This is a genomic window from Micromonospora sp. CV4 (assembly GCF_003667455.1).
Classification (GTDB): Bacteria; Actinomycetota; Actinomycetes; order Mycobacteriales; family Micromonosporaceae; genus Micromonospora.
Window position 1 is genome coordinate 1 of record NZ_RCVI01000174.1, and the last position, 24638, is coordinate 24638.

The 24638-nt window shown below is 73.6% G+C and carries 23 protein-coding genes and 1 pseudogene; 13 read left to right on the forward strand and 11 right to left on the reverse strand.

Annotated features, from left to right (window positions below; genetic code table 11):
- Together EAD98_RS04205 and EAD98_RS04210 are read left to right on the forward strand one after the other, a co-directional pair.
- On the forward strand, nucleotides 1-981 hold a 981-nt coding region (locus EAD98_RS04205; RefSeq protein ID WP_147457325.1), incomplete at its 5' end, for a sugar kinase.
- Complete coding sequence (locus EAD98_RS04210) at nucleotides 978-1595, forward strand: bifunctional 4-hydroxy-2-oxoglutarate aldolase/2-dehydro-3-deoxy-phosphogluconate aldolase (RefSeq protein WP_121652755.1); 618 nt, start codon at nucleotides 978-980, stop codon at nucleotides 1593-1595. The genes EAD98_RS04205 and EAD98_RS04210, both read left to right, overlap by 4 nt.
- 20 nt (nucleotides 1596-1615) lie before the next feature.
- Here the strand turns inward: EAD98_RS04210 and EAD98_RS04215 are convergent, their stop codons facing one another.
- Genes EAD98_RS04215 through EAD98_RS04235 form a run of 5 tightly spaced genes read right to left on the reverse strand, consistent with a single transcriptional unit; the run spans nucleotide 1616 to nucleotide 7133 of the window.
- Nucleotides 1616-2188 carry a GNAT family N-acetyltransferase gene (locus EAD98_RS04215; RefSeq protein WP_121652756.1) on the reverse strand — a complete coding sequence of 191 codons (573 nt, stop codon included), beginning with the start codon at nucleotides 2186-2188 and terminating at the stop codon, nucleotides 1616-1618.
- Entirely contained in the window at nucleotides 2178-4232 is a 2055-nt protein-coding gene (locus EAD98_RS04220) for a penicillin acylase family protein (protein WP_121652757.1), read from the reverse strand. The genes EAD98_RS04215 and EAD98_RS04220 overlap by 11 nt, the downstream gene beginning before the upstream one ends.
- Nucleotides 4229-5053: an ABC transporter ATP-binding protein gene (locus EAD98_RS04225; RefSeq protein WP_121652758.1), complete on the reverse strand. Its 825-nt coding sequence runs from the start codon at nucleotides 5051-5053 to the stop codon at nucleotides 4229-4231. The genes EAD98_RS04220 and EAD98_RS04225 overlap by 4 nt, the downstream gene beginning before the upstream one ends.
- A 29-nt stretch (nucleotides 5054-5082) precedes the next feature.
- Nucleotides 5083-6108, reverse strand: a complete 1026-nt coding sequence (locus tag EAD98_RS04230; RefSeq protein ID WP_121652759.1) for an iron chelate uptake ABC transporter family permease subunit — start codon at nucleotides 6106-6108, stop codon at nucleotides 5083-5085.
- On the reverse strand, nucleotides 6105-7133 hold the full coding sequence (locus EAD98_RS04235; protein WP_368666146.1) for a FecCD family ABC transporter permease: 1029 nt from the start codon (nucleotides 7131-7133) through the stop codon (nucleotides 6105-6107). The genes EAD98_RS04230 and EAD98_RS04235 overlap by 4 nt, the downstream gene beginning before the upstream one ends.
- A gap of 169 nt (nucleotides 7134-7302) precedes the next feature.
- On the opposite strand from EAD98_RS04235, the gene EAD98_RS04240 reads away from it, so the two are divergent.
- The 7 genes and pseudogenes from EAD98_RS04240 to EAD98_RS04270 all read left to right on the forward strand — a co-directional run bounded on the left by EAD98_RS04240 (nucleotide 7303) and on the right by EAD98_RS04270 (nucleotide 15306).
- Nucleotides 7303-8334 carry an ABC transporter substrate-binding protein gene (locus tag EAD98_RS04240; protein ID WP_121652761.1) on the forward strand — a complete coding sequence of 344 codons (1032 nt, stop codon included), beginning with the start codon at nucleotides 7303-7305 and terminating at the stop codon, nucleotides 8332-8334.
- 4 nt (nucleotides 8335-8338) lie between these two features.
- Nucleotides 8339-9196: a siderophore-interacting protein gene (locus EAD98_RS04245; RefSeq protein ID WP_121652762.1), complete on the forward strand. Its 858-nt coding sequence runs from the start codon at nucleotides 8339-8341 to the stop codon at nucleotides 9194-9196.
- Nucleotides 9197-9291: 95 nt separating this feature from the next.
- Complete coding sequence (locus tag EAD98_RS04250) at nucleotides 9292-10830, forward strand: aspartate aminotransferase family protein (RefSeq protein ID WP_121652763.1); 1539 nt, start codon at nucleotides 9292-9294, stop codon at nucleotides 10828-10830.
- Nucleotides 10831-10895: 65 nt separating this feature from the next.
- Nucleotides 10896-12185 (forward strand): lysine N(6)-hydroxylase/L-ornithine N(5)-oxygenase family protein, encoded by a 1290-nt coding sequence (locus EAD98_RS04255; protein ID WP_121652788.1) that lies wholly within the window; start codon nucleotides 10896-10898, stop codon nucleotides 12183-12185.
- Nucleotides 12182-12733, forward strand: a pseudogene (locus tag EAD98_RS04260) (GNAT family N-acetyltransferase); the annotation flags it as partial. The gene EAD98_RS04255 and the pseudogene EAD98_RS04260, both read left to right, overlap by 4 nt.
- Nucleotides 12734-12825: 92 nt before the next feature.
- Nucleotides 12826-14676: an IucA/IucC family siderophore biosynthesis protein gene (locus tag EAD98_RS04265; protein WP_199723281.1), complete on the forward strand. Its 1851-nt coding sequence runs from the start codon at nucleotides 12826-12828 to the stop codon at nucleotides 14674-14676.
- Between the two features lie 129 nt (nucleotides 14677-14805).
- On the forward strand, nucleotides 14806-15306 hold the full coding sequence (locus EAD98_RS04270; RefSeq protein ID WP_121652765.1) for a DUF1772 domain-containing protein: 501 nt from the start codon (nucleotides 14806-14808) through the stop codon (nucleotides 15304-15306).
- 12 nt (nucleotides 15307-15318) lie between these two features.
- On the opposite strand, the gene EAD98_RS04275 is transcribed toward EAD98_RS04270, so the two are convergent.
- Nucleotides 15319-15783 carry a MarR family winged helix-turn-helix transcriptional regulator gene (locus EAD98_RS04275; RefSeq protein ID WP_121652766.1) on the reverse strand — a complete coding sequence of 155 codons (465 nt, stop codon included), beginning with the start codon at nucleotides 15781-15783 and terminating at the stop codon, nucleotides 15319-15321.
- 136 nt (nucleotides 15784-15919) lie between these two features.
- On the opposite strand from EAD98_RS04275, the gene EAD98_RS04280 reads away from it, so the two are divergent.
- Nucleotides 15920-16480: an NADPH-dependent FMN reductase gene (locus EAD98_RS04280; protein WP_121652767.1), complete on the forward strand. Its 561-nt coding sequence runs from the start codon at nucleotides 15920-15922 to the stop codon at nucleotides 16478-16480.
- Between the two features lie 50 nt (nucleotides 16481-16530).
- Here the strand turns inward: EAD98_RS04280 and EAD98_RS04285 are convergent, their stop codons facing one another.
- Together EAD98_RS04285 and EAD98_RS04290 are read right to left on the reverse strand one after the other, a co-directional pair.
- Nucleotides 16531-17451 (reverse strand): RNA polymerase sigma-70 factor, encoded by a 921-nt coding sequence (locus tag EAD98_RS04285; protein WP_121652768.1) that lies wholly within the window; start codon nucleotides 17449-17451, stop codon nucleotides 16531-16533.
- The gene (locus tag EAD98_RS04290) at nucleotides 17448-18653 is read right to left on the reverse strand and encodes an NAD(P)/FAD-dependent oxidoreductase (RefSeq protein ID WP_121652769.1); all 1206 of its coding nucleotides are present in this window, start codon (nucleotides 18651-18653) and stop codon (nucleotides 17448-17450) included. The genes EAD98_RS04285 and EAD98_RS04290 overlap by 4 nt, the downstream gene beginning before the upstream one ends.
- 122 nt (nucleotides 18654-18775) lie before the next feature.
- Between EAD98_RS04290 and EAD98_RS04295 the strand changes: the two genes are divergently transcribed.
- Nucleotides 18776-20062, forward strand: a complete 1287-nt coding sequence (locus EAD98_RS04295) for an MFS transporter (RefSeq protein ID WP_121652790.1) — start codon at nucleotides 18776-18778, stop codon at nucleotides 20060-20062.
- Here EAD98_RS04295 and EAD98_RS04300 read toward each other — a convergent pair.
- A complete protein-coding gene (locus EAD98_RS04300; RefSeq protein WP_121652770.1) occupies nucleotides 20043-20528 on the reverse strand; it encodes a GNAT family N-acetyltransferase in 486 nt (161 codons plus the stop codon). The genes EAD98_RS04295 and EAD98_RS04300 overlap by 20 nt on opposite strands.
- Nucleotides 20529-20661: 133 nt before the next feature.
- Between EAD98_RS04300 and EAD98_RS04305 the strand changes: the two genes are divergently transcribed.
- Nucleotides 20662-21324, forward strand: coding sequence for a fasciclin domain-containing protein (locus EAD98_RS04305; protein WP_121652771.1), 663 nt, complete (start codon nucleotides 20662-20664; stop codon nucleotides 21322-21324).
- Nucleotides 21325-21369: 45 nt separating this feature from the next.
- On the opposite strand, the gene EAD98_RS04310 is transcribed toward EAD98_RS04305, so the two are convergent.
- Together EAD98_RS04310 and EAD98_RS04315 are read right to left on the reverse strand one after the other, a co-directional pair.
- Nucleotides 21370-22389, reverse strand: coding sequence for a phosphotransferase family protein (locus EAD98_RS04310; RefSeq protein ID WP_121652772.1), 1020 nt, complete (start codon nucleotides 22387-22389; stop codon nucleotides 21370-21372).
- On the reverse strand, nucleotides 22386-23459 hold the full coding sequence (locus tag EAD98_RS04315) for a LacI family DNA-binding transcriptional regulator (RefSeq protein WP_121652773.1): 1074 nt from the start codon (nucleotides 23457-23459) through the stop codon (nucleotides 22386-22388). The genes EAD98_RS04310 and EAD98_RS04315 overlap by 4 nt, the downstream gene beginning before the upstream one ends.
- A gap of 171 nt (nucleotides 23460-23630) precedes the next feature.
- Between EAD98_RS04315 and EAD98_RS04320 the strand changes: the two genes are divergently transcribed.
- Nucleotides 23631-24347 (forward strand): cupin, encoded by a 717-nt coding sequence (locus EAD98_RS04320; protein WP_121652774.1) that lies wholly within the window; start codon nucleotides 23631-23633, stop codon nucleotides 24345-24347.
- Nucleotides 24348-24638 lie beyond the last annotated feature (291 nt).

The following is a 24638-nucleotide window of genomic DNA, read 5'->3' on the forward strand; positions in this document are numbered from 1 at the left end:
GTCGAGGTCGCCACGGTGGGGGAGACCATGGTGGTGCTCTGCCCCGCGCCCGGCGAGCCGTTGGAGCACGCCGAGCGGGTCGCCGTCTCGGTCGGCGGCGCGGAGTCCAACGTGGCCGGCTACCTCGCCCGGCTCGGGCACCGGGCGACCTGGGTCAGCCGGGTCGGCGACGACCCGTTCGGCCGGGCCGTCGTGCGGCACGTCGCCGCCACCGGCGCTCGGGTCGATCTGGTGGCCGTGGATCCGACGGCCCCCACCGGGCTGTACGTCAAGGACCCGGGCCCGGCGGCGACCGAGGTGCACTACTACCGCGCCGGCTCGGCCGCCTCCCGCATGGACCCCGACGTGTTGGCCGACCGGCGGCTCGCCGGCGCCCGGGTGCTGCACCTGTCCGGGATCACCCCCGCGCTCTCCACCACCTGCCGAGCGCTGGCCGAGCACGCGGTGACCGACCGGCCGGTGCCCGGCGCGCTGGTCAGCTTCGACGTCAACCACCGGTCCCGGCTCTGGCCCGCCGACCGGGCCGCGCCGGTGCTGCGCGACCTCGCCGACCGCAGCGACCTGGTCTTCGTGGGCCAGGACGAGGCGGACACACTGTGGGGCACCGCCGACCCGGTGGCGGTGCGCCGGCTGCTGCCGGGGCCGGCGACGGTGGTGGTCAAGGACGGCGCGGTGGGGGCCACCGCCCTGTGCCGCGACGCCGAGGCGGTCTTCGTCCCGGCGCCCCGGGTGGCGGTGGTGGAGCCGGTCGGCGCCGGAGACGCGTTCGCCGCCGGCTACCTCGCCGGGCTGCTGCGCGGCCTCGACACGGTACGGCGGCTGCGTCTCGGGCACCTTTTCGCCGCCCAGGCGCTGGGCAGCAGCGGCGACAACGCCCCGGTGCCGCCGTGGGCCTGGTTCGAGCGGCTGCTCGACGCCCCCGTCGAGACCTGGTCGCCGCTGGACCTGACCGCCCGCGATCTCGGATGGAGTGGATCATGACGACTGCGGACTTCGACCACGTCTTCGGTACGGCCCGGGTGATGGCGATCCTGCGCGGCCTGCCGGTGGCGGAGACCGTCCGGCTCGCCGGCCGGGCCTGGGACCTCGGCATCGACGTGGTGGAGGTGCCGGTGGCGACCGCCGACGCGGTGCCGGCGCTGCGCGCGGCCGTCGAGGCGGGCGGTGAGCGCGGCCGGGTCGTCGGCGCCGGCACCGTGCTCGACGTGGCGCAGGTCGCGGCGGCGGCCGACGCCGGGGCCGCGTTCACCGTGGCGCCCGGCCTGGACCTCGCGGTCGCCGACGCCGCCGCCGCGCGCGGCCTACCGCACCTGCCCGGCGTGGCCACGCCCACCGAGGCGCAGCAGGCGTTGCGACACGGCCTCACCTGGCTCAAGGCGTTCCCCGCGATCGCCCTCGGGCCGGCCTGGTTCCGGGCGGTAGCCGGCCCGCTGCCCCAGTTGCGCTTCGTGGCCACCGGCGGCCTCGACGCGGGCAACGCCGGCGCGTTCCTCGACGCCGGCGTACGGGTGGTGGCGGTCGGCTCGGCGCTGGCCGATCCCGACCAGCTGGACCGGCTGTCCGAGCTGGTCGCCCTCGGAGCGTCCGCCCACTGAGCCCGGGCAGCCGCCCGGCGTCAGCCGGTGGCCGCCGGCCGGTCGAGAAAGAGCAGCCGGGCGCGCTTCTCCGGCAGGTCGATGAGCGGGCCGGGCCGGAAGCCGGCGCGCACGAACCGGTCGACGGCCTTGTCGTTGCGGGCGTCCGGCTCCATGACGATCCGCAGCCGGCCCGGATCGGCGAGGACGAAGTCCAGGATCGCGCGGAACAGGGTGCCGGTGAAGCCGCGCTCGACCGTCACCGGTGGCCCGATCAGCAGGTGGACACCCACGTCGCCGGGGCGCACGTCGTAGCGCTCGCCCACCGGGTCCGCCTCGGGCTGGTAGGTCTGCGCCAACGCCACCGGCACGCCGTCGCGATGCACCAGGTACGCGTGGTGGGTGGCCAGCGAGTCCAGGTACGCGTAGATCTCGCGCACCCGCTCACGGCTCGCCTCGCGCATCCCCCAGAACCGGGCCCGCTCCTGGGTGACCCAGCCGTGCAGCAGGTCGACGTCCTCGTCGGGCCGCACCGGCCGGATGGTCACCACCCCGAAACCGGGGATGTCCCGCCGGTAGTGGTGCGGATCGACGGTCGTCGGGTCAGTGCTCATCCCGCTCCTCGGCGAGCTGCTCCCAGTCCGTGGTCACCGGCAACAGCTCCCCGGCCAGCCAGGCTGGGCCCTGGTCGTCGTGGTGCGGGTCGCCGGGCACCCCGCAGGCGCCCAGCGGCACCACCCAGCGGCTGTCCTCCCGACGGCCCAGGTCCCAGACGAAGCGCGCGGCCGGCCCCCGGAAACACCGGTGCGTCACCCCGGGCACGCTGGAGGTCGCCAGCACGCAGTCGTGATCGCCGGAGAGGCGGGGGCCGGGGCCGGCGTCCGGGTCGGGCAGGGCCCGCCACGGCGTCAGCCGGTGCAGGTCCCCCCAACGCACCGGCCCGTCCGCCGCGCCGGCGACCTCCTCGGCCGCCGCGCGGACCAGCGCCGCCACGTCCAGGCCGGGCAGCCGGGCGGTGCCGAGCAGGTGCTCCAGCGCGTAGCCGACCCGCGGCGTCAGCGCCAACCAGGGCGCGAACACGTCCGGGTACGCCGGCGGCTCGGCCAGCGCGGCCAGCGCCGGGTGGGCGGCGAGCCGGCGTACGACGGACTCCCGCAGCATGGCGAAGTCCGCGGCGTCGGTGCTGTCGACGGCCATCCGCCGGTCCCAGCGCAGCAGCCGATCGCGCAGCGCGTCGGCGTCCGGACCGAGCCCGGTCACCCCGGCCAGGACCGCCAGCAGCGGGCCGGCCGACGCCAGGTACGTGTCGGTGTGCACCGCGGCCAGCCGCTCGGCCGTCCAGTCGCGGCCGGCGTCGAGCAGCTCGGCGATCCGGTGCGCCCGGTGCGGCGGGGCGAACTCGACCCCGAGCGGCGCCGCCAGCCCCCGCTCGTTGGCCATCACCGCGCGGCCGACCACCTCGGCCCGGGGCAGCGGCGCGTACCAGCCGCGCCAGGCGTACTCGGCCCGCCAGGCCGGCACCACCCCCCGGCCGTTTCCTGGATCCCGGACCGGCACCGCGCCCGCGACCCGGTGCAGCAGCCCGCCGGCGGTGTCCGCCGCCTGCACCACGTTGACCGGCTCCACCCAGTGCCGCAGCGCCCGGTCCACGTCCGCCACGGTCCGGGCGCGCAGCAGCTCCGGCAGCGCCGCGAAGCCGAGTTCGGCGCGGACCCGGGGTGGGTAGCGGAGGCTGATGGCGGTGGACTCGTCCGGCCCGCCGGCGATCACCGGGCCCCGCTCGGTCTCCACCACCTCGACCTCGACCGGGTCCGCCCCGGCCACCTCGATCGTCTCGACGTGGGCGTGCACCGGTCGCCACCCGTCCGGGCCGAACGCCTCGACCACCGGACCCTGGCGGCGCAGCCGCTCGGCGTACGCGTCCTGGTAGTCGGCCATCGCGTTGGTGATGGCCCAGGCCACCCCGCCGGTGTGCGCGAAGTGCGCGATGCCCGGCACGCCCGGCATCGCCAGCCCGACCACGTCGTACTCCGGGCAGGCCAACCGGATCTGCTGGTAGACGCCGGGATCCTCGATGAACCGGTGCGGGTCACCGGCGAGCAGCGCGGCCCCGGTGCCGGTCCGTTCGGCCGCGAGGAGCCATCCGTTGCTGCCGGCCACGGCCGGACCGTCGGTGGCGAACAGATCGATCGCGGCCGGGCCGAGCCGGTGCGCCACGTGTTCGCGCCAGAGCTTGCTGGGGAACCCGGCGAACAGGATGTGGTGGCCCAGCCAGACGGCCAGCGGCGTCCACGGCTGCCACCGGCCCGGGGTCAGCCCGGTGGCGGCGAACTCGGGCGTCCGGGCCGCCCCGGCGGCGAGGCCGGCGTTCACCCCGGTCACGTACGCGCCCACCCAGGCGGCGGTCGCCGGGTCGAGCGCGGCGTGGCAGCGGCGGGCGGTGTCGTCGAGCCGGACCTGCCGGGCGAACCGGTCCCAGCCGAGCGCGTCGACGCCGAGGAAAGCGGCGCTGGTGCCCTGGGCCCGGTGCCGTTCCACCTCGATCTGCCAGGCCCGGTCGTACGCGGTCACCCGCCCCTGCGCCGTCGCCAGGGCCAGTGGGTCGTCGGCCCGCAGGTGCGGCACGCCCCACCGGTCGCGGAACCGCTCGGCGCTCACGCCGGCTCCGGGGCGGGCGCGGTGCTCCGACGCCGGGCGGCGGGGATGACCAGCGGGGTGCCGGTCTCCGGGTCGTCGATCACCCGGCAGGGCAGCCCGAACACGTCGGCCACCAGGTCGGCGGTGACCACCGAGGCCGGTTTGCCGGCGGCCACCACCCGCCCGTCGCGCATGGCGATCAGGTGGGTGGCGTACCGGGCGGCGTGGTTCAGGTCGTGCAGCACCGCGACCAGCGTGCGTCCCTGCTCCTCGTGCAGCCGGGCGCAGAGGTCCAGGATCTCGATCTGGTGGGCGATGTCGAGGTAGGTGGTCGGCTCGTCGAGCAGCAGCAGCGGGGTCTGCTGGGCCAGCGCCATGGCGATCCAGACCCGTTGCCGCTGGCCGCCGGAGAGCTCGTCGACCGGGCGGTCGGCGAGGTCGGCGACGCCGGTGGCGGCCATCGACTCCTCCACCACCCGTTCGTCCTCCCGGGACCACTGTCGCAGCAGCCCCTGGTGTGGGTACCGCCCCCGGGCGACCAGTTCGGCGACGCTGATCCCGTCCGGCGCGATCGACGTCTGCGGCAGCAGGCCGAGCGTGCGGGCCACCTTCCGGGCGGGCACCTCGTGGATGTCCCGACCGTCCAGCAGCACGGCGCCGGTGCTCGGGCGCAGCATCCGGGACAGGGCGCGCAGCAGGGTCGACTTGCCGCAGGCGTTCGGGCCGATGATCACCGTGAACGACCGGTCGGGCACCGCCACGGTCAGGTCCTCGGCGATGACGCGCCGGTCGTACGCGAGGGTCAGCGCGGTGCCACCGAGCCGTGAACTGCCGGGGTGCATGGGTGCTCCTTCGAAGGCGTCGCGGGTGTTCACAGCCGACCCGCCCGGCGTTCCATGGCCAGCAGCCAGACCAGGTAGCCGCCACCGATCACCCCGGTCACCACACCGACCGGAAGCTGGTGCCCGGTGAAGGCCCGCTGGGCCAGCAGGTCGGCGCCGACCAGCAGCGCCGCGCCGACGGTCATCGACGGCACCAGGTTCGGGCCGGGCGCCCGGGTCAGCCGCTTCGCCACGTGCGGCGCGACGAGCGCCACGAAGGACACCGGTCCGGCGGCGGCCGCCGCGAACGAGACCAGCAGCACGGCCGCGGCGAGCAGCAGCAGGCGTAGCCGGCGCACCGGCACGCCGAGGGCGCTGGCCGTGTCGTCGCCCAACTCCATCATCCGCAGCGCCGGGGCGCAGCCGATCAGCAGCAGCGGCGCCAGCACGGCGGTGACGGCGAGCAGCGGCCCGGCGTTGGCCCAGCCCCGCCCGTCCAGGCTGCCGGTGAGCCAGAGCACCGCGCGGGCGGCGTCCATCAGCGGCGCCCGGGTCAGCAGGTAGCCGTTGACCCCGGTGAGGATCGCGGAGATGCCGATGCCGACCAGGATGAGCCGGAAGCCGTGCACCCCGCGTCGCCAGGCGAGCGCGTAGATCACCAGGCCGGTGGCGAGACCACCGACGACCGCTGCGCCGGCCAACGCCAGGCTGCTGCCGCCGAGGACGATCACGACCAGCGCGCCGGCCGACGCACCCTGGGTGAAGCCCAGGATGTCCGGGCTGCCCAGCGGATTACGGACCAGCGACTGGAACACCGTGCCGGCCAGCGACAGCGCCGCGCCGACCAGCAGGGCGGTGACCAGCCGGGGCAGTCGCAGCTCGTGCACGATGAACTGCTCCGCCGGGGTGCCGCCGCCGGTCAGGGTACGCAGCACGTCGGCGGCGCTCATCGGATAGTCGCCGCTGCCCACGGCGACCAGACCCAGCCCGGCGGCGAGCAGCGCGGCACCGGCGCCGACGACCAGCGCGCGGGGACGGAACCGCAACGAGAGCCGAGAGGTGCGGATGACGGTCACGGGTGGGCCACCCGTCCGCGGGTGACCAGCCAGAGGAAGAGCGGACCGCCCAGCACGGCGGTGACCATGCCGACCTGGAGTTCACCCGGTCGACCCAGCACCCGGCCCAGCACGTCGGCGCCGAGCAGCAGCACCGGCGCGAGCACCGCGCAGTATGGCAGCAGCCAGCGCAGATCCGGGCCGGTCAGGGCGCGGACCAGGTGCGGCACCAGCAGCCCGACGAAGACGATCGGCCCGCAGACGGCGGTCGCCGCGCCGCAGAGCAGGGTGACCGCGACGATCACGGCGGCCCGGATCAGCGCGGGTCGGGCGCCCAGGGCGCGCGCCGCGTCGTCGCCGAGCGCGAGGGCGTTCAGCGGGCGGGCGGCGCCGAGCGCGACCAGCAGACCGACCAGGATGAACGGCAGCACCCGGGTGACGGTCGCGGGGTCCGCGCTGGCCAGTGAGCCGACCGTCCAGAACCGCAGCCGCTCCAGCGAGGCGGTGTCCAGCAGCATCACCGCGCTCACGTACGAGTAGAGGGTGGCGTTCAGCGCCGCGCCGGCCAGCGCGAGGCGGGCCGGCGTGGCCCCGCGCCCGCCGCCCACGGCGTAGACCAGCGCGGTGACCACCGCCGCGCCGAGCAGCGCGAACCAGACGTACCCGCCGATGGCCGTGACGCCCAGGAAGGCGGCGGCGGTGGCGACCGCTGCGGAGGCGCCGGCGTTGATGCCGAGCAGCCCGGGGTCGGCCAGCGGATTGCGGGTGAGGGCCTGCATCACGGCGCCGGCCACCCCGAGGGCCGCGCCGGCGATCAGCCCGAGCAGGGTGCGCGGCAGGCGCATCCGGTGCACCACCGCGTACTCGGTGGCGTCGCGGTGCAGCAACCCGGACCAGACGTCGCCGAGCGGCATGGACTTCGCGCCGACCGCGATGCTGAGCAGCAGGACGACGCCGAGCAGCGCCACCGCGCCGACCAGGCCGGCGGCGCGGGCCGCCTGGCGACCGCGCCGCGCCGGCGGTGGAGCGGGGGATGGTGTCGCCAACCGGGCCGGTACGGCACGTGCCGGTCTGGTGGCGGAGGGTGTGGCGTCCAGTGTGGGCTCCGGGGTGTGGCGACACGACGTACCGCTGTTGACAACGAACGAGGTTAGGCTAACCTAACCCCGCTGCCCTGGTCGACCCCGGCCGTTCCCCTGATCGAAAGACACCGCCATGCCCGATGCCCTGTCCGCCCGTCGCCTCTCCCGTCGCGGCCTGCTGGCCGCCGGTGGCGCCGCCACGCTGGCCACCCTGCTCGCCGGCTGCGGCAAGGATGACGCCGCGAAGCCCGCTGCCAGCACCGGAAGTGGCCCCTGGTCGTTCACCGACGACCGCAACCAGAAGGTTGAGGCGGCGGCTCGTCCGACCCGCGTGGTGGCCTTCACCGGGGTCGCGGCAGCCCTGATCGATTTCGGTCTCGACAAGCAGCTCGTCGGCGTGTTCGGCGAGACCAAGCGCGCCGACGGCACGGCCGAACCGCAGGCCGGTGACCTGAACATCGAGGCCGTGGAGATCCTCGGCAACGTGTGGGGCGAGTTCAGCCTGGAGAAGTACGCGGCGCTGCGCCCGGAGCTGCTGGTCACCCACATGTACGACCCGGACGCGCTCTGGTACGTGCCGGACGAGAGCAAGGCCAAGATCCTGCCGCTGGCGCCGAGCGTGGCGATCACCACCGCCCGGGTGCCGATGACCAAGCCGATCGAGCGGTACGCCGCGCTGGCCGAGTCGCTCGGCGCGGACCTGTCCGCGAAGAAGGTCACCGACGCGAAGGCCCGCTTCGAGGCCGGCGCCGAGGCGGTCCGCCAGGCCGTCAAGGCCAACCCGGGGATCAAGGTCATGGCCTGCTCCGGCAGCCCCGACCTGTTCTACGTCTCCAACCCCAAGGTGAGCACCGACCTGATGTACTTCGCCGAGCTGGGCGTGGACATCGTGGTCCCCACCAAGCTCGAAGCCGGTGACTACTTCGAGGCGCTCAGCTGGGAGAACGCCGGCAAGTTCCCGGCCGACCTGATCCTGCTGGACAACCGCAGCACCGCGTTGCAGGCCAAGGACCTCACCGCCAAGCCCACCTGGCAGCAGCTGCCGGGGGTCAGGGCCAACCAGGTGACCCCGTGGGACACCGTGCCCCGCTTCTCGTACGCCGGCTCCGCGCCGCTGCTGGAGAACCTCGCCACCGCCATCCGGAACGCGAAGAAGGTCAGCTGACGCCATGACCGCGAGCACCGTCGAACTTGTCGCCCTGCAGTACCGCTTCTACGCCGCGCACGTCGTCCGGGCCCGCCGGGTCGGCGCCTCGCTGATCCGGGTCACCCTTGGCGGCGCGGAGCTGGTCGACTTCGCCGGTGGCGGCCGGGACCAGAGCGTCTCGCTCTTCCTGCCGCACCCGGGGCAGGACGCCCCGGTGGTCCCGGTCGAGCTGGGTGAGGACTGGTTCGGCGCCTGGCGGGCTCTCCCGCCCGAGGTGCGCGCGGTCATGCGTTCGTACACCATCCGGGAGCACCGCCCGGCCGCCGTCGAGGTGGACATCGACTTCGTCAGTCACGGTGACACCGGTCCCGCCGCCCGCTGGGCGGAGCGGGCGGGGCCCGGTGACCGGGTGCTGCTGCTCGGCCCGGCGGTGCGGGACAACCGCAGTGTCTGCTTCCGCCCGCCGGACGGCACCGACCTCGTGGTGCTGGCCGCCGACGAGACCGCGCTGCCGGCCGTCGCCGGCATCCTGGCCTGGCTGCCCGCCGCCACCCCGGTCCGCGCCTGGATCGAGGTGCCGGCCGCGGCCGACATCACCGAGCTGCCCACCGCGGCGGACGCGGAGATCCGCTGGATCGTGCGCGGCAGCACCCCACCCGGCAGCGACCTGCTGGTCAGCGCGATCCGCGCCGCCCGGCTGCCCGCCGCCACCCCGTACGCCTGGATCGCCGGCGAGTCCGGTGCGGTGCGGGCGCTGCGCCGGCACCTGGTCGGCGAGCGGGGCATCGACCGCCGGCGGGTGACCTTCGCCGGCTACTGGCGGCGCGGGCTCTCGGAGGAGGACCTGCGCGCCGAGGCACTGGCCGGCGCCACCGCCTGACCGGCGACCCCCATCTGAAAGGCAGCACGCTCCCGGCGCGGACGCGCCGGGGCAGGGTTCCGGCTGCCCATCGTCGAGAACGTGGAGGACATCCCGTGACCGTGCCGACGTATTCCGTCGAGACCACCGCGCCGCCGTCGGCGCCGGCCGCCGCGCACGCCCACCTGCTGCACGGCGACTCGGTCGAACAGTACCGGCGGACACTCGCCGACGGCGTCGAACGGGTCGCCCGCCGGGTGGCCACCGTGGGCCGGCCCAGCACCGGGATCACCCCGGCCGAGCTGGCCCCCGTGGTCGACCGCGTCGACCTGGACCGGCCCCTGGGCAACGCCGACGCCGCGCTGGACGAGCTGGAGGACGTCTACCTGCGCGACACCGTCTGGTTCCACCACCCCCGCTACCTCGCCCACCTGAACTGCCCGGTGGCCATCCCGGCGCTGCTCGGCGAGGCGGTGCTCACCGCCGTGAACTCCTCCCTGGACACCTGGGACCAGAGCGCCGGGGCCACCCTCATCGAACGGCGTCTGATCGACTGGACCGCCGAACGGATCGGCCTCGGCCCGAACGCCGACGGTGTCTTCACCAGCGGGGGCAGCCAGTCCAACCTCCAGGCGCTGCTGCTGGCCCGGGAGGAGGCGTGCGCCGCCGCGATCACCCCGGCGGCCCGCGCCGACCTGCTGCCCCGGCTTCGCGTGCTCACCTCCGCGGCCGGCCACTTCAGCGTGCAGAAGTCGGCCAAGCTGCTCGGCCTTGCCCCGGACGCGGTGATCGCGGTGCCCACCGACCCGCAGCGGCGGATCCGGCCCGCCGCCGTCCGCGACGAGATCGCCCGGTGCCGGCAGGCCGGGCTGGTGGTCATGGCGGTCGTCGGCACCGCCGGCACCACCGACTTCGGCTCCATCGACCCGATCGCCGAGCTGGCAGTGGTCTGCTCGGCGGCCGGCGTCTGGCTGCACGTGGACGCCGCGTACGGCTGCGGGCTGCTGGTCTCGCCGACCCGCCGGCACCTGCTCGACGGCATCGAACGGGCCGACTCGGTGACCGTCGACTACCACAAGTCGTTCTTCCAGCCGGTCAGCTCCAGCGCGCTGCTGGTGCGCGACCGGCGGGTGCTGCGGCACGCCACCTACCACGCCGACTACCTCAACCCGGCGCGGATGGTGGAGCAGCGGATCCCCAACCAGGTCGACAAGAGCCTGCAGACCACCCGCCGCTTCGACGCGCTGAAGCTCTGGCTGACCCTGCGGGTGATGGGCCCGGACGCGCTCGGCGAACTCTTCGACGAGGTGATCGACCGGGCCGCCGACGCCTGGGAGCTGGTCAGCGAGGATCCTCGCTTCGAGGTCGTGACCCGCTCCCAGCTGAGCACGGTGGTCTTCCGTTACCTGCCCACCGGACCCGGCCGGGAGCTGGCCGACGCGGCCAACCTGCACGCCCGCGAGGCGCTGGCCGCCTCCGGCGCCGCGCTGGTCGCCGGGACCCGGGTCGACGGCCGGCACTTCCTGAAGTTCACCCTGCTGAACCCGGCCACGACCGTCGACGACGTCGGCCACGTGCTCGAACTCATCGCCGCCCACGCCGGGCGGTACGTGCTGGAGCACACCGCCGTCGACCTGACCTGCCACGTCGGCTGATGCCGGCGTCCCCGAACGCGCCGCGTCGGCTGGCGCCGAACCCGAACCCGTGCCTGGAGGGCCGGATGTCCACCCACGACTTCATCGCCATCGGGCTGGGCCCGTACAACCTGGGCCTGGCCTGCCTCACCGCCCCGATCGACGACCTGGACGGGGTGTTCCTGGAGGCCCGGCCGAGCCTCGCCTGGCACCCCGGCATGCTGCTGGAGTCGGCCCGGTTGCAGACCCCGTTCATCGCCGACCTGGTCAGCCTGGCGGACCCGACCTCGCCCTACTCCTTCCTCAACTACCTGAAGGAGATCGGCAGGCTCTACCCGTTCTACATCCGGGAGAGCTTCTACCCGCTTCGCAGCGAGTACGACGCCTACTGCCGGTGGGCGGCGGCGAAGCTGCCGAACCTGCGCTTCGGCCAGACGGTCACCACGGTGGAGTACGACACCACCGACGAGCGGTACGTGGTGCGGGCCAGCACCGGCGCGGGGGAGACGGTCGTATACCGGGCCCGGCACCTGGTGCTCGGCACCGGCACCCCGCCGCACCTGCCCCCGGCCGTCGCGGGGTTGCCCGGCGACGCGGTGCACAACTCGCGCTACCTGGAGCACCGGGACGCGCTGCGCACCAAGCGCAGCATCACCGTGGTGGGCAGCGGGCAGAGCGCCGCCGAGATCTACCACGACCTGCTCGGCGACCTCGACCGGTACGGCTACCAGCTGAACTGGGTCACCCGTTCGCCGCGGTTCTTCCCCCTCGAATACACCAAGCTCACGCTGGAGATGACCTCGCCGGATTACGTGGACTACTTCCACGCGCTGCCCGAGGCGACCCGCTACCGGCTGGAGTCGGAGCAGAAGGGCCTGTTCAAGGGCATCAACGCCGACCTGATCAATGACATCTTCGACCTGCTCTACGCGCACAGCGTCGACGGGCCGGTGAACACCCGGCTGCTCACCAACACCGAGCTGACCAGCGCCGAGCACCACGACGGGGCGTACACGCTGGGGTTGCGCCAGGTCGAGCAGGAGCGCGACTTCACCCTGCGGACCGAGGGTCTGGTGCTGGCGACCGGCTACCACTACCGGGTGCCGGAGTTCCTCGCGCCGGTGCGCGACCGGATCCGCTGGGACGCGCGCGGCCGGTTCGACGTGGCCCGCAACTACAGCATCGACGACACCGGCCGGGGCATCTTCCTGCAGAACGCGGGCACCCACACGCACAGCATCACCTCACCGGACCTCGGCATGGGCGCGTACCGAAACTCGTGGATCATCCGGGAGCTGCTCGGCCGGGAGCACTACCCGATCGAGAAGAGCATCACCTTCCAGGAGTTCGGCGCGCCCGCCGGGGTGGCGTCGTGACCGTCGTCTTCGCCCGCGTCGACGACCGGCTCGGTGAGTTCGCGCTACGGACCCTCGACCCGGACTCCGACGCCGCGCTGCTGCACGCCTGGGTGACCCACCCGAAGGCGGCGTTCTGGCTGATGCAGGACGCCGACCCGGCTCAGGTGGCCGAGGAGTACCGGCGGATCGCCGCCCACCCGCACCACGACGCGTACCTCGGCCTGTACGACGGGCGTCCCGCCTTCCTGGCCGAACGCTACGACCCGGCGCACGTCGAGCTGGTCGGCCTGTACGACGCCCAGCCCGGGGACGTCGGCATGCACTTCCTCTGCGCGCCCACCGGCGCCCCGGTGCACGGTTTCACCCGGGCGGTGCTCACCACCGTCATGGCGTGGCTCTTCGCCGACCCGGCGGCCCGCCGGGTGGTGGTCGAGCCGGACGTGCGCAACACCGCCGTGCACGCGCTGAACGCCGCCGTCGGGTTCGAGGTCGTCGGCGCCATCGCCAAGCCCGAGAAGGAGGCGCTGCTCAGCGTCTGCACCCGGGCGCAGTTCCACGCCGCGACCGACCGCGCGACCCAGCGGGCCGCGACCGACCGCCCGACCCAGCGGGCCGCGACCGACCGCGCCGCCGTCACCCGACCCGAAGGAGCCCCGGCGTGACCGCCACCGCCATCCCCACCCAGCCGTCCTCGGCCGCCGCGTCGGGCGCCGTCGACCCGGTCGGACATCTCACCCCGCAGCGCTGGGCCCGGGCCAACCGGCTGCTGGTCCGCAAGGCGCTCGCCGAGTTCACCCACGAACGGCTGATCACCCCGGAGCCCGTACCGGCCCCCGACGGCGACGACCGGCAGTGGTACGAGGTCCGCAGCGACGACGGCACGGTCACCTACCGGTTCGCCGCTCGGGTGCTCGCGTTGGCGCACTGGCAGATCGACCCGGACAGCATCACCCGGCACCGCCACGGCACCGCGCTGCCGCCCGACGCGGTCGACCTGATCGTCGAACTGCGCGACAGCCTCGGGCTCTCCGCGCGGGTGCTCCCGGTCTACCTGGAGGAGATCACCTCCACCCTCGCCGGCGCCGCGTACAAGCTGGCGCAGTCCGCGCCGAGCGCCGCCGAGCTGGCCGGGGCGGACTTCCAGACCATCGAGACGTCGATGACCGAGGGTCACCCCTGCTTCGTGGCCAACAACGGCCGGCTCGGCTTCGGCGTCGACGAGTACCACCGGTACGCCCCGGAGGCCGCCGCGCCGGTCCGGCTGGAGTGGCTGGCCGCGCACCGGGACCACTCGACGTTCAGCAGCGCCGCCGACCTCGACTACGACACTCTCATCGAGGGTGAGCTGGACGCGGACACCCGGGCCCGGTTCGCCGCCACGATGGCCGACCTCGGGCTGGACCTCGCCGACTACCACCTGATCCCGGCGCACCCGTGGCAGTGGTGGAACAAACTGGCCGTCACGTTCGCCGGTGAGCTGGCCGAGCGTCGGCTGGTGCACCTCGGCCCCGGGCCGGACGACCACCTCGCCCAGCAGTCCATCCGCACCTTCTTCAACGTCACCGAGCCGCGCCGGCACTACGTGAAGACCGCGCTGTCGGTGCTGAACATGGGCTTCATGCGTGGGCTGTCGGCCGCGTACATGGCGGCCACCCCGGCGATCAACGACTGGCTGGCCGGCCTGATCGCCGGCGACGAGGTGCTCGCCGGCACGGGGTTGACGGTCATCCGCGAGCGGGCCGCGGTCGGCTACCGGCACCGGCAGTACGAGGCGGCCACCGACCGCACCTCCCCGTACCGCAAGATGTTCGCCGCGCTGTGGCGGGAGAGCCCGGTGCCGGGTCTCGCGCCGGGTCGACGACTGTCCACCATGGCCGCCCTGCTGCACGTGGACAGCGACGGCGGCTCGCTGGCGGCGGCACTGATCGCCCGGTCCGGGCTGGCGCCCGAGGTGTGGCTGCGCCGCTACCTGGACGCCTACCTGACCCCGCTGCTGCACAGCTTCTACGCCCACGACCTGGCCTTCATGCCGCACGGCGAGAACGTCATCCTGGTCCTCGACGAGCAGGACACGGTCGAGCGGGTGATCTTCAAGGACATCGCCGAGGAGATCGCGGTGATGAGCACCGAGGTCGAGCTGCCGCCGGCGGTGGAGCGGATCCGGGTCGAGGTGCCCGACGACACCAAGCTGCTGAGCATCTTCACCGACGTGGTCGACTGCTTCCTGCGCCACCTCAACGCGGTGCTGGTCGAGGCCGGCGTACTGACCGAGGAGGACTTCTGGCGTACGGTCGCCGCCTGCGCCGCCGACTACCTGGACCGGGTGCCGCACCTGGCCGAGCGGGCCCGCCGCTACGACCTGTTCGCCCCGGAGTTCGCGCTGTCCTGCCTCAACCGGCTGCAACTGCGCGACAACCAGCAGATGATCGACCTGGCCGACCCGTCGGCCGCCCTCCAGTTCGTCGGCACGCTGGTCAACCCGCTGGCCCGCTACGCGCCGGCCCGGTGACACCGGTCGCGCCCCGGCCGGGTCGGCGAGCCTGACATCCGGCCGGGGCGCGACCGCGCGAGACGCCCGCGTATGCAACCGACGCGGTGGCGCATGGCCAGGGCGCTCACCGGCCGGTGCAATGGAGACATGAGTTTCCTGCGCACCGCGAGCCTGATCGCCGCCACCGTGACCACCGGCCTGACCGCCGGGCTATTCACCGCGTTCGCGTACGCGGTCATGCCGGGCCTGAGCCGCACCGACGACCGGACGCTGGTGCTCGCCATGCAACGGATCAACGAGTCCATCCTGAACGGGTGGTTCGCCGTCTGCTTCGGCGGTGCGCTGGTGTTCACGCTGCTGGCGGCGGTGTCACACCTGGGTGCCGGGCACCGCGCGGTGCTGCCGTGGATCGTCGCCGCGCTGCTGCTGTACGTGGTGGTGCTCGGCGTCACCGCCGTCGTCAACGTGCCGCTCAACAACGTGCTGGCTCAGGCCGGCGACGTCGACCGGGTCGCCGATCTGGCCGGCCTGCGGGAGCGCTTCGAGGCCGCGTGGGTGCGCGGCAACGTGATCCGGGCCATCGCCTCGACCGGCGCGTTCGGGCTGCTCACCTGGGCGCTGGTCGGGCTCGGCCGGCTGTCCGGCTGAGCGCGCTCCGGCTCAGTCGACCGTGCCGATGCGCCGGAAGGCGCGGGCCAGCTGGACGAGATCGAGGCCCTCGAGGTGGTCCAGGAACCGCCGCCGCACGGCGGCCAGGTGGCTCGGCCAGGACTCCTCGAGCCGGGCGAAGCCGGCGGGGGTGAGGACGGCGTTCCAGCCGCGGGCGTCCTGCTCGCTGCGCACCCGCTCGACCAGGCCCTGGGTCTCCAGCCGGGTGATGGTGCGGGTCATTCCGCTGAGCGAGAGCTGGCACTCCGCGGCGAGTTCGTTCATCCGCATCTGCCGGCCCGGCGCCTCGGAGAGGACCCGGAGGGCGGTGTACTCGGTCAGCGGCAGCTGACGGTCGCCGGTCATGTCGGTGTCGATGGCCCGGGGCAGGACGAACATCAGCTGGCCCAGGGCGCGGACCAGCGCCTCCTCGTCCGAGTTGAGGGGACGGAGGGGCTCTGCGGAGGTGCCGGACATACCCCCATCCTAGTTGCTTGACCGAGCAACTGCGTGCCCGCGCTGTGATCCTCGACATGGTGCCGACATTTGCTTGACCAAGCAACAAGTGGCTAGCGTTCACGTCGCCAGGCAAGGACTTCTGAAAGGCGCAACCATGACCAGGATCGGGATCATCCTCGGGAGCACCCGCCCGGGCCGCAACGGCGAAGCCGTCGCCCGCTGGGTCCTCGAGGTCGCCAAGCAGCGCTCCGACGCGGAGTTCGAGCTGATCGACCTGCTCGACTACAAGCTGCCGCACCTCGACGAGGCGTACCCGCCGGCGATGGGCCAGTACACCCAGCCGCACACGCTGCGCTGGGCCGAGACGATCGCGTCGTTCGACGGGTTCGTGATGGTCACGCCCGAGTACAACCACTCCACCTCGGGCGCCCTGAAGAACGCCATCGACTTCCTCTACGCCGAGTGGAACAACAAGGCCGTCGGCTTCGTCAGCTACGGCTCGGTCGGCGGCGCACGGGCCGTCGAGCACCTGCGGCTGATCTCCGGTGAGCTTCAGATGGCCGACGTGCGGTCCCAGGTGGCGCTGTCGCTCTTCACCGACTTCGAGAACTTCAGCGTCTTCAAGCCCAACGACCACCAGCGGGACGCCCTCAGCGTCACCCTTGACCAGGTCGTCGCCTGGAGCACGGCGCTCGCGCCGCTGCGCCAGAGCTGACCGCTTCCAGCGATCCGGAGCCGGCCGTGGGGATCCCTCCCGCGGCCGGCTCAGCTCGTCGGGAGGTCGCGGGTGGCGCCGTCGCCGACGGCGCGCAGCTTGTCGGGGTTGGCGACGTTGTGAATGGTGGTGATGCGGCCGTCGGCGTCGATGTCGAAGGTGACGGTGGCGATCACCCGGCCCGCACCGGTGAACACCACGCCCGGCCCGTTGTTGATCTCGACCAGGGCGGCGCGCATGTCGTCGGGCTGCACGCCCTGGTAGGTGACGGTGCCGATGGCCGCGAACCAGCTGGCGACCGTCTCCGCTCCCACGATCGGGCGCAGGGCCTGGCGGACCTTGCCTCCGCCGTCGGTCCACAACGTGACGTCCGGCGACAGCAACTCCATCAGGGTGTTGATGTCGCCGCCGGTCGCGGCGGCGAGGAACCGCTCGGTGACCCCGCGCTGCTGGGACCGGTCCGCGGTGAAACGCGGTCGCCGGGCGCGCACGTGCTCCCGGGCGCGGTGCGCGGCCTGGCGTACGGCGGCCTCGGAGCGTTCCACCGCCACGGCGATCTCGGCGTGGCTGAAGTCGAAGACCTCCTTCAGGACGAACACCGCCCGCTCCAGCGGGCTGAGCGTTTCCAGCACCACCAGCATCGCCATCGACACCGACTCGGCGTCGGTGACGGTGTCCGCGGTGTCGCCCTCGGTCAGCACGGGCTCGGGAAGCCACGGCCCCACATAGGTCTCGCGTTGATGCTGGCTGGAGCGCAGACGCTGCAACGCGAGATTCGAGACGATGCGCGCCAGGTACGCCCTGGGGTCGGCCACCTCGGAGCGGTCGGCCCCGGACCATTTGATCCACGCCTCCTGGACGGCGTCCTCGGCGTCGGCCGCGGAGCCGAGAATGCGGTAGGCCACCGAGAACAGCAGGTTGCGATGGCGGTGGAACACCTGCTGGTCGGCGTCCGACTGCGGGCGGGTCACCGCGCGTCCCGGAGCCGGGTGAAGCGACCACCGCGCGGCCAGAACGCGCCGGAGGAGGGCAGCTTCACCATGCGGCGGTACGTCGGCCAGGGGGAGGCGCTCACCGTCTCCTTGTACCAGACCGCCGCGCGGCCGGTCAGACACACCCGGCGGGGGCTGTCGTCCGGGTGGGTGAACTGCACGACCGCGTCATGGCGGCCCAGGCTCACCGGGGTGTGGTAGTACCCGAACCGGAACGGTCGGGGCAGCTTGCCGTCCAGCGCGCGGGCGATCGACACCGCTGCGTGCACGCCGGTCGGCATGCCGCTCTGGCAGGTGCCGTGCAGGACGCCGTAACCCTGGCGGATCGCCGCCGCGTCACCGATCGCGTACACGTCCGGGTGCGACACCGACCGCAGTGTGGCGTCGGTGACGACACGGCCGCCCTGGTCGACGGTCAGGCCCGCGGCGGCCGCCAGCGGTGACACCCGCGTACCGCCCGTCCACAGGACGACGTCGGCCGCGATGGACGTCCCATCCGCCAGTTCGACCGAGTCGGGCAGCACCTTCGTCACCGCCGTCCCGCCGCGCACCTGGACACCGAGACGGTCGAGCGCGGCCCGCAGGTACGCCCGGGCCCTGGGGTTCATGGTGACGCCCGGTTCCTGCCGGCCGACCAGCACGACGTTCAGCTCCGGATGCCGCTCGGCGATCTCCGCGGCCGACTCGACCCCGGTGAGCCCGCTGCCGACCACCACCATCGTGCCGCCGGCCAGCCGCGCCAGCCGGTCGGCCAGCGACGCCGCGTCCTGCGCGCTGTCCAGGGTGTACGCGTACTCCTCGACCCCCGGCACCAGCGCCGTCTCGGCCACGCTGCCCAAGCCGTACACCAGCGTGTCGTAGTGCAGGACCCGGCTGTCGTCGATCCGGACGGTCTTCGCGTGCGCGTCCACCGCCGTGACCCAGCCGCGGACGAACTGCGCGCCCGTGTCGTCCAGCAGCGCCGGGATGTGCATCTCACGCAGCTGCTGCCCGGTCGCCACCAGGTGCAACCGCAACCGTTCGGTGAACCGCTCCCGCGCGTTCACCAGCGTCACCTGCACGTCGGTGCGCCGCCGCGTGCGGGCGGCGAGCTGGATCGCGGCGGCCATGCCCGCGTACCCCGCGCCCAGGATCAACACGCGGTGTGTGCCGGCCGTGCCGGCTTCGTGTGCTGCGCTCATCGTCTGGCCTCTCTCGTTTTGTGACGACCACGAGATGCGCGCCGCCCGACGATTCGTGACATGGGTCGGTGTGACGGCCGACACAGTCGGTGCGGGTCGGCCGGGCCACTACCCTCGTCGCCATGAGCCGACCTGTCGGGGCGGTCCGGCCTCCGCTGTGGCGCGACCGCATGTTCGGCACGTACTGGATCGCGCAGTCGCTCTCCGCGGCCGGCGACTCGTTCGCGTACCTCGCGGTGCCGCTGCTGGTGCTCCAGGCGACCGGCTCGGTGGCCCGGATGGGCCTGCTCACCGCCGTCGCGGGCGCGGCATCGGTCGTCGCCGGGATCTTCGGCGGTGTGCTGGTCGACCGGTACGACCGCCGCACCCTGATGATCGTGGCGGACCTCGCCCGCCTGGTGCTCTACGGCCTGGTGCCACTGGCCTGGCTCGCCGGGCCGCAGGTCTGGCTCCTCTTCGTCGTGCTGCCGATCTGCGAGGCGGCCGGGATGGTGTTCCAGGTCGCCGCGGTGACCGCGGTGCGCAACCTGGTCGACCGCGATCAGATCACCGAGGCCAACGGGCGGTTACAGGCGACGTACGCGGCGGCGGCCGTGGTCGGGCCGCTGCTCGCCGGCGTGGTGTCGGCCCGGTTCGGCCCGGCCGTGGCGATAGCCGTCAACGCGGCGAGCTTCGCGGTCTCCGCGGTCGGCCTGTGGCTGATCCGGCTGCGACCCGTCCAGGACGACGACGCCGCCCCGGTGACCCGGCAGCGACCGCTGGTCGAGTTCCTGGCCGGGGCGCGGTTCCTGTGGCGTCAGCCCGTGCTCCGCGCGCTGACCGTGCTGCTGTCCGTCTTCATCTTCCTGACCTACGGCTTCACCGACGTGCTGATCTACCACGTCACGCACGATCTCGGCGGTTCCGAGGGCACCGTCGGCACCGTCCTCGGCCTGGCGGCGGTCGGCACGGTCGCCGGGGCGCTGCTGGTGGCCCCGCTGCGCCGCCGGCGGGGCTTCGGCGTCACCTGGATCGGCGCGCACGCGATCTGCGGTCTCGCCGTGGCGGGCGTCGGCCTCGCGACGACCGTGCCGGCGGTCACCGCGCTGACCGCCGTGTACCTGTGCTGCCTGAGCGTCGGCGGGATCTGCTCGATGTCGCTGCGCCAGGAGATCACACCCGATCACCTGCTCGGCCGGGTCACCTCGGCGTTCTGGAGCACGCACTACGCCCTCGGGCCGGCCGGGGCGGTCGCGCTGACCTGGGCCGCCGCCCGCTACGGCGCCGCGGCGGTCGCCGTCGTGGCGGGGGCGGGATGTCTGCTGGTGGCCGTCGGCGGCCTGTTCACCCCGATCCGTCGAGCCGGCGCGGAGCCGCCTCGGTTGCCCGCCGCCGTACCGGCAGATCCGGTCACAACTCCTGGTACATGACGTGCAGGCCGACCCGGCCGAGGGTGGGATGACGGAACGCGCCCGGCACCGTGCCGATCACCTCGAAGCCCTCCCGCCGGTACAGCTCGACCGCCGACCGGTTGCACTCCACCACCGCGTTGAACTGCATCCCGGCGTACCCCTGGTGGCGCGCCCATCCCACCGCGTCCCGGCACAGCGCGGTGCCCACGCCCCGACCCCGGGCGCCGGCGGCGACCATGAAGCTCGCGGTGGACACGTGCGAGCCCGGCCCGGGCCGGTTGGTGCCCATCTTCGCGGTGCCGAGCACCCGCTCACCGTCCACGGCCACGACGGTCCGCCCGGGTGGGGCCTCCGCCCACATGCCGTAGGACTGCTCGGCGGTCATCGCGGGGTCGTAGGGGAAGGTCTCCTGTGCCCGGATCACCTCCTCGATGATCGGCCACACCTGCGACCAGTCCTGGTCGACGAACTCCCGAATCAGCACCGGGGGAGGCTAAGCCCCGGACGAGCCCCGGACAATCGGTTATCCCCGGGGTGCATCCGGGCCGCGCACCCGGTGCGAAGCATGGATCGTGACGAGACGTCACGGATCCGTCGCTTCGACGAAAGGCCCGTTGATGAAGATCGCACGACTCGCCGCCCGGATGGCGGTGGGCGCCATGGCCACCGCGCTGGCCACCACCGCTGTGGCCGTGCCGGCCGCCCAGGCGACCGGCAAGACCAAGCCGCTCGGCACGACGTCCCTCGCCCAGGTGCTCACCAAGGACAAGAGCGGCTTCGACCGCAACTCGCGTGACTTCGACGTGCTGACCGCGGCCGTGCTGGCCGTTCTGGAGGCCAAGCCGAACTCGCCGGTCAAGGTGCTCACCGACGGCACCGTCGCGCTGACCGCGTTCATCCCCACCGACGCCGCCTTCCAGCAGTTGGTCCGCGAGATCACGCAGGCCCGGAAGCTGCCGAGTGAGAACGCGGCCTTCACCGCCGTCGCCGGCCTGGGCATCGACACCGTGGAGAACGTGCTGCTCTACCACGTGGTGCCGGGCGCCACGATCGACCGCAGGACGGCGGTCCGGGCCGACGGCACGGACCTGCCCACCGCGCTCGGTTCGACTGTGGAGGTCGACGTGCGCACCTACCTGTACATCTTCCGCCAGGTGCGGCTCATCGACGCCGACACCAACGACCGTGACGCGCGCGTCACCACCTTCGACGTCAACAGGGGCAACCGGCAGATCGCGCACGCCGTGGACCGGGTGCTGCGCCCGATCGACCTGCCCTGACCCGGCCGGGTGGCGTCCGACCACGCGTCGGACGCCACCCGCGCGTCAGTCCCGGCCGAGCGCGGCGATCTCCTCGTCGAGCAGGGCCGTGAGCTGGGCGTGCCGCCCGGGATGGCTCCGCCCGGTCATGCCGCGGCTGGGCATCTCCACCGTCATCAGCAGGTACAGGTGCAGTCGGTAGAGACCGAGCCGGCGGCACGCCGCCGCGTCCAGCACCAGCGGCTCGGTGGTTGCGGCACGGTAGCCGCGCAGCAGCGGATGCTCCGGCTCGTCCTCGATCCGCCGGAACAGCAGCGGCGAGACCAGGTCCAGCAGCGGATCGCCGAAGAGGAACCGTTCCCCGTCCACCAGCCCGGACAACCGCAGCCGGCCGTCCGGGTCGGGCGCGGCCAGCACGTTGCCGTCCCAGCAGTCGAAGTGCAGCAGCGCCGGGCGGCGCACCTCGTCCAGCACGCCGACGTGCCGCCCCACCAGTGCCCGCAACCGGTCCGGAGTGACCGGCAGCGGGACGGCCCAGTCGGCGGCGTCGTCGAGCAGCGCGTCGAGCATCGCGGCGAACGCCTCCGACCAGGTCGCTCCGGCCGCCCGTGCACCCTCGTAGCCGAACCGGTCGCCGGTGATCCGGTGCAGCGTGGCGAGGGTCGCCCCGAGGTCGTACCGCGCCGGGCCGTCGTCGACCGCCGCGTCGGCCGCGGCCAGGTCGGGCAGCGACCGGCCGGGCAGCATCCCGGTCATCAACCATTCGCCGTACGCCGGGTCGGCGCCGTGGTGCAGCACCGGGGGTACGGGCACCTGCGGCGCCCGCTCGGCGACGAGCCGGAAGTACCGCGCCTCGGCCGCGCAGAGCCCGCGCTCGTAGCGCAGCAGCGGCGTACCGGGCGGCGGGGACAGTTTCAGCACCACCTCGCGGTCGTCGTCGAGCCGCACCCACCAGACCGTGGCGTACCCGCCGCCGTCGAGCGGACCGGCGTCCAGGACCCCGACCCGCGGCCCGAACGACGCGTGGACCAGGTACGTCACGTCGTCCGTCGTGAGTGGACGCTGTGTCGGGCTGACCAGGGTCATGAGGCGTCTTCACCCCGACGCGGCCGTGGCGCCGCGCCCGCTGTGTCCCGTGTGGACCGTGAGACGGGGCCGGCGGTGTCCCGCCGGACCAGCTCGGCGGGGAGCACCTCGACCCGGGGCGCCGGCGCCTCCGCGCCGAGCACCAGGGACATCGCGCGGACCCCCATGTCGACCAGCGGCAGCCGCACGGTGGTCAGCGCCGGGGTCACGTCCCGGGCGATCGGCATGTCGTCGAAGCCCACCACGGAGACCCGCTGCGGCACGGCCAGCGAGCGGGCCCGCAGGGTGGCCAGCGCGCCGATCGCCATCGAGTCGTTGAGCGCCACGATCGCGGTCAGCTCCGGGTCGGCGTCCAACAGCCGGGCGGTGGCCTCGGCGCCGCCGTCGCGGTCGAACTCGGCGTACCGGATCCGCCGCTCGGGCAGGTCGTGGCCACCCTCGGCGAGGGCCTGCCGGAGCCCGGCCAGTCGGTCGGTGGTCGTGGTGAGGATGCGCGGGCCGGCCACCACGCCGATCGCCCGGTGGCCCAGGTCGCACAGCTCCCGGCCGGCCAGATAACCGCCGGCCCGGTTGTCCGGCATCACCGCGTCGCCGGAGTGCTCGTGCCGGCCGATCACCGCGACCCGCCCGCCGGTCGCCTCGTACGCGGCGAGCTTCTCGTTGAGCTGCCGGGTGAACGCGTCGTCGTGGTAGCCGGAACCGGCGAGGATCAGCGCCGCCACCTGGTGCCCGCGCAGCAGCTCCACGTACTCCAGCTCGCGGTCCGGGTCGCGGTAGCTGTTGCAGATCATCAGCAGCCGTCCCTGATCGGTGGCGACCCGTTGCAGCCCGCGCGTGATCTCGGCGAAGTACGGGTCGGAGACGTCGTGCACGATCACGCCGACCGCGCTGCGGTGCGAGCGGGCCAGCAACTGGGCGTGCGCGTTCGGTACGTACTGCAACTCGGCGACGGCGGCGAGCACCCGCTCGCGCAGCTCGTCGGTGACGGGCTTGCTGCTGCCGTTGATCACGCGGGAGGCGGTGGCGGGCGAGACGCCCGCGCGCCGTGCCACGTCGGACAGGGTCGCCATGGCCGCCCCCTCGGTCTGTTGACGGCGTTTCGCCGTGCCGGCTAGCGTCACGGTACCGCAGAGAAAGCCCTTTCCCGCAGGGAGGCCCGGCCATGTCCGAACGCTTCGCGGTGCTTCACCTCGGCGACCTCACCGTGCTGCCGGCGGCGGCCGACAGCGACGACCACGTCGATGCCTGACCGGTCGGCCCCGCTGCCCGGCGGGATCGGGGTGTCCCGGCTGCGCGTCTACGACACCGTCGCGCCGGACGGCGTGGTCGGCGGCACCCCGCACGTGCATCTGTGCTGCACCGAGGGGTACGTGGTGACCGGCGGCGAGGGCGCGGTGCAGACCCTGACCGCGGCCGGCTACCGGGAGATTCCGCTGCGACCGGGCGCGGTGGTCTGGTTCGAGCCGGGCACCGTGCACCGTCTGGTCAACGGCGGCGGGCTGACCATCGTGGTGCTGATGCAGAACAGCGGCCTGCCCGAGGCCGGCGACGCGGTGCTCACGTTCCCGCCCGAGGTGCTGGCCGACCCGGCCGCGTACGCCGCCGCCGCGGCGCTTCCCGGCGGGGGAGCGCCGGGCGCCGACGTGACCGCCGTGTACCGCCGACGGGATCTGGCGGTGACCGGCTTCCAGGCGCTGCGGACGGGCGGACCTGCGGCGCTGGCCGCGTTCCACTCCGCGGCGGTGGCCCTGCGCAGGCCGTTGCTGGCGCGCTGGCGGGAGCGCTGGGCGGCCGGCGCGGGTCGGGCCGCCGCCGGCACCGGCGAGCAGCTCGACGCCCTCGACCGGGGCGATCCGGGGCACCTGGGCGAGGCCGGTGTGTACGCGGTGGACGAGCCGGTCGAGCGGGGCCGGCTGGGCATGTGCGGCCTGCTCGACACCTACCCGGCCACCGCCTGAGCGGCCTGCTGGACACCTACCCGGCCACCGCCTGAGTGTCTTTTTCGGACGGTCGGCGCCCAGTTGGGGCTGATCGACTCGGTTTCGGAGAAATCGGGGTGATCGAGGGCAGGCGATGGCCCGGTTTCCAGGAAGTCGAGTCGACCTTGGAACGACCATCGCGGGCGGAGCCGGGGCGGGCGGCGAACAGATCGAGGAAAGGCCTTGCCTGGCGTCGGGGTGCCGCCTACGCTCCTGGAAAGCGTTTGCCTGATACGCCGACCGGCCCGGTCTGTGGGTGCCCGTGCCGGG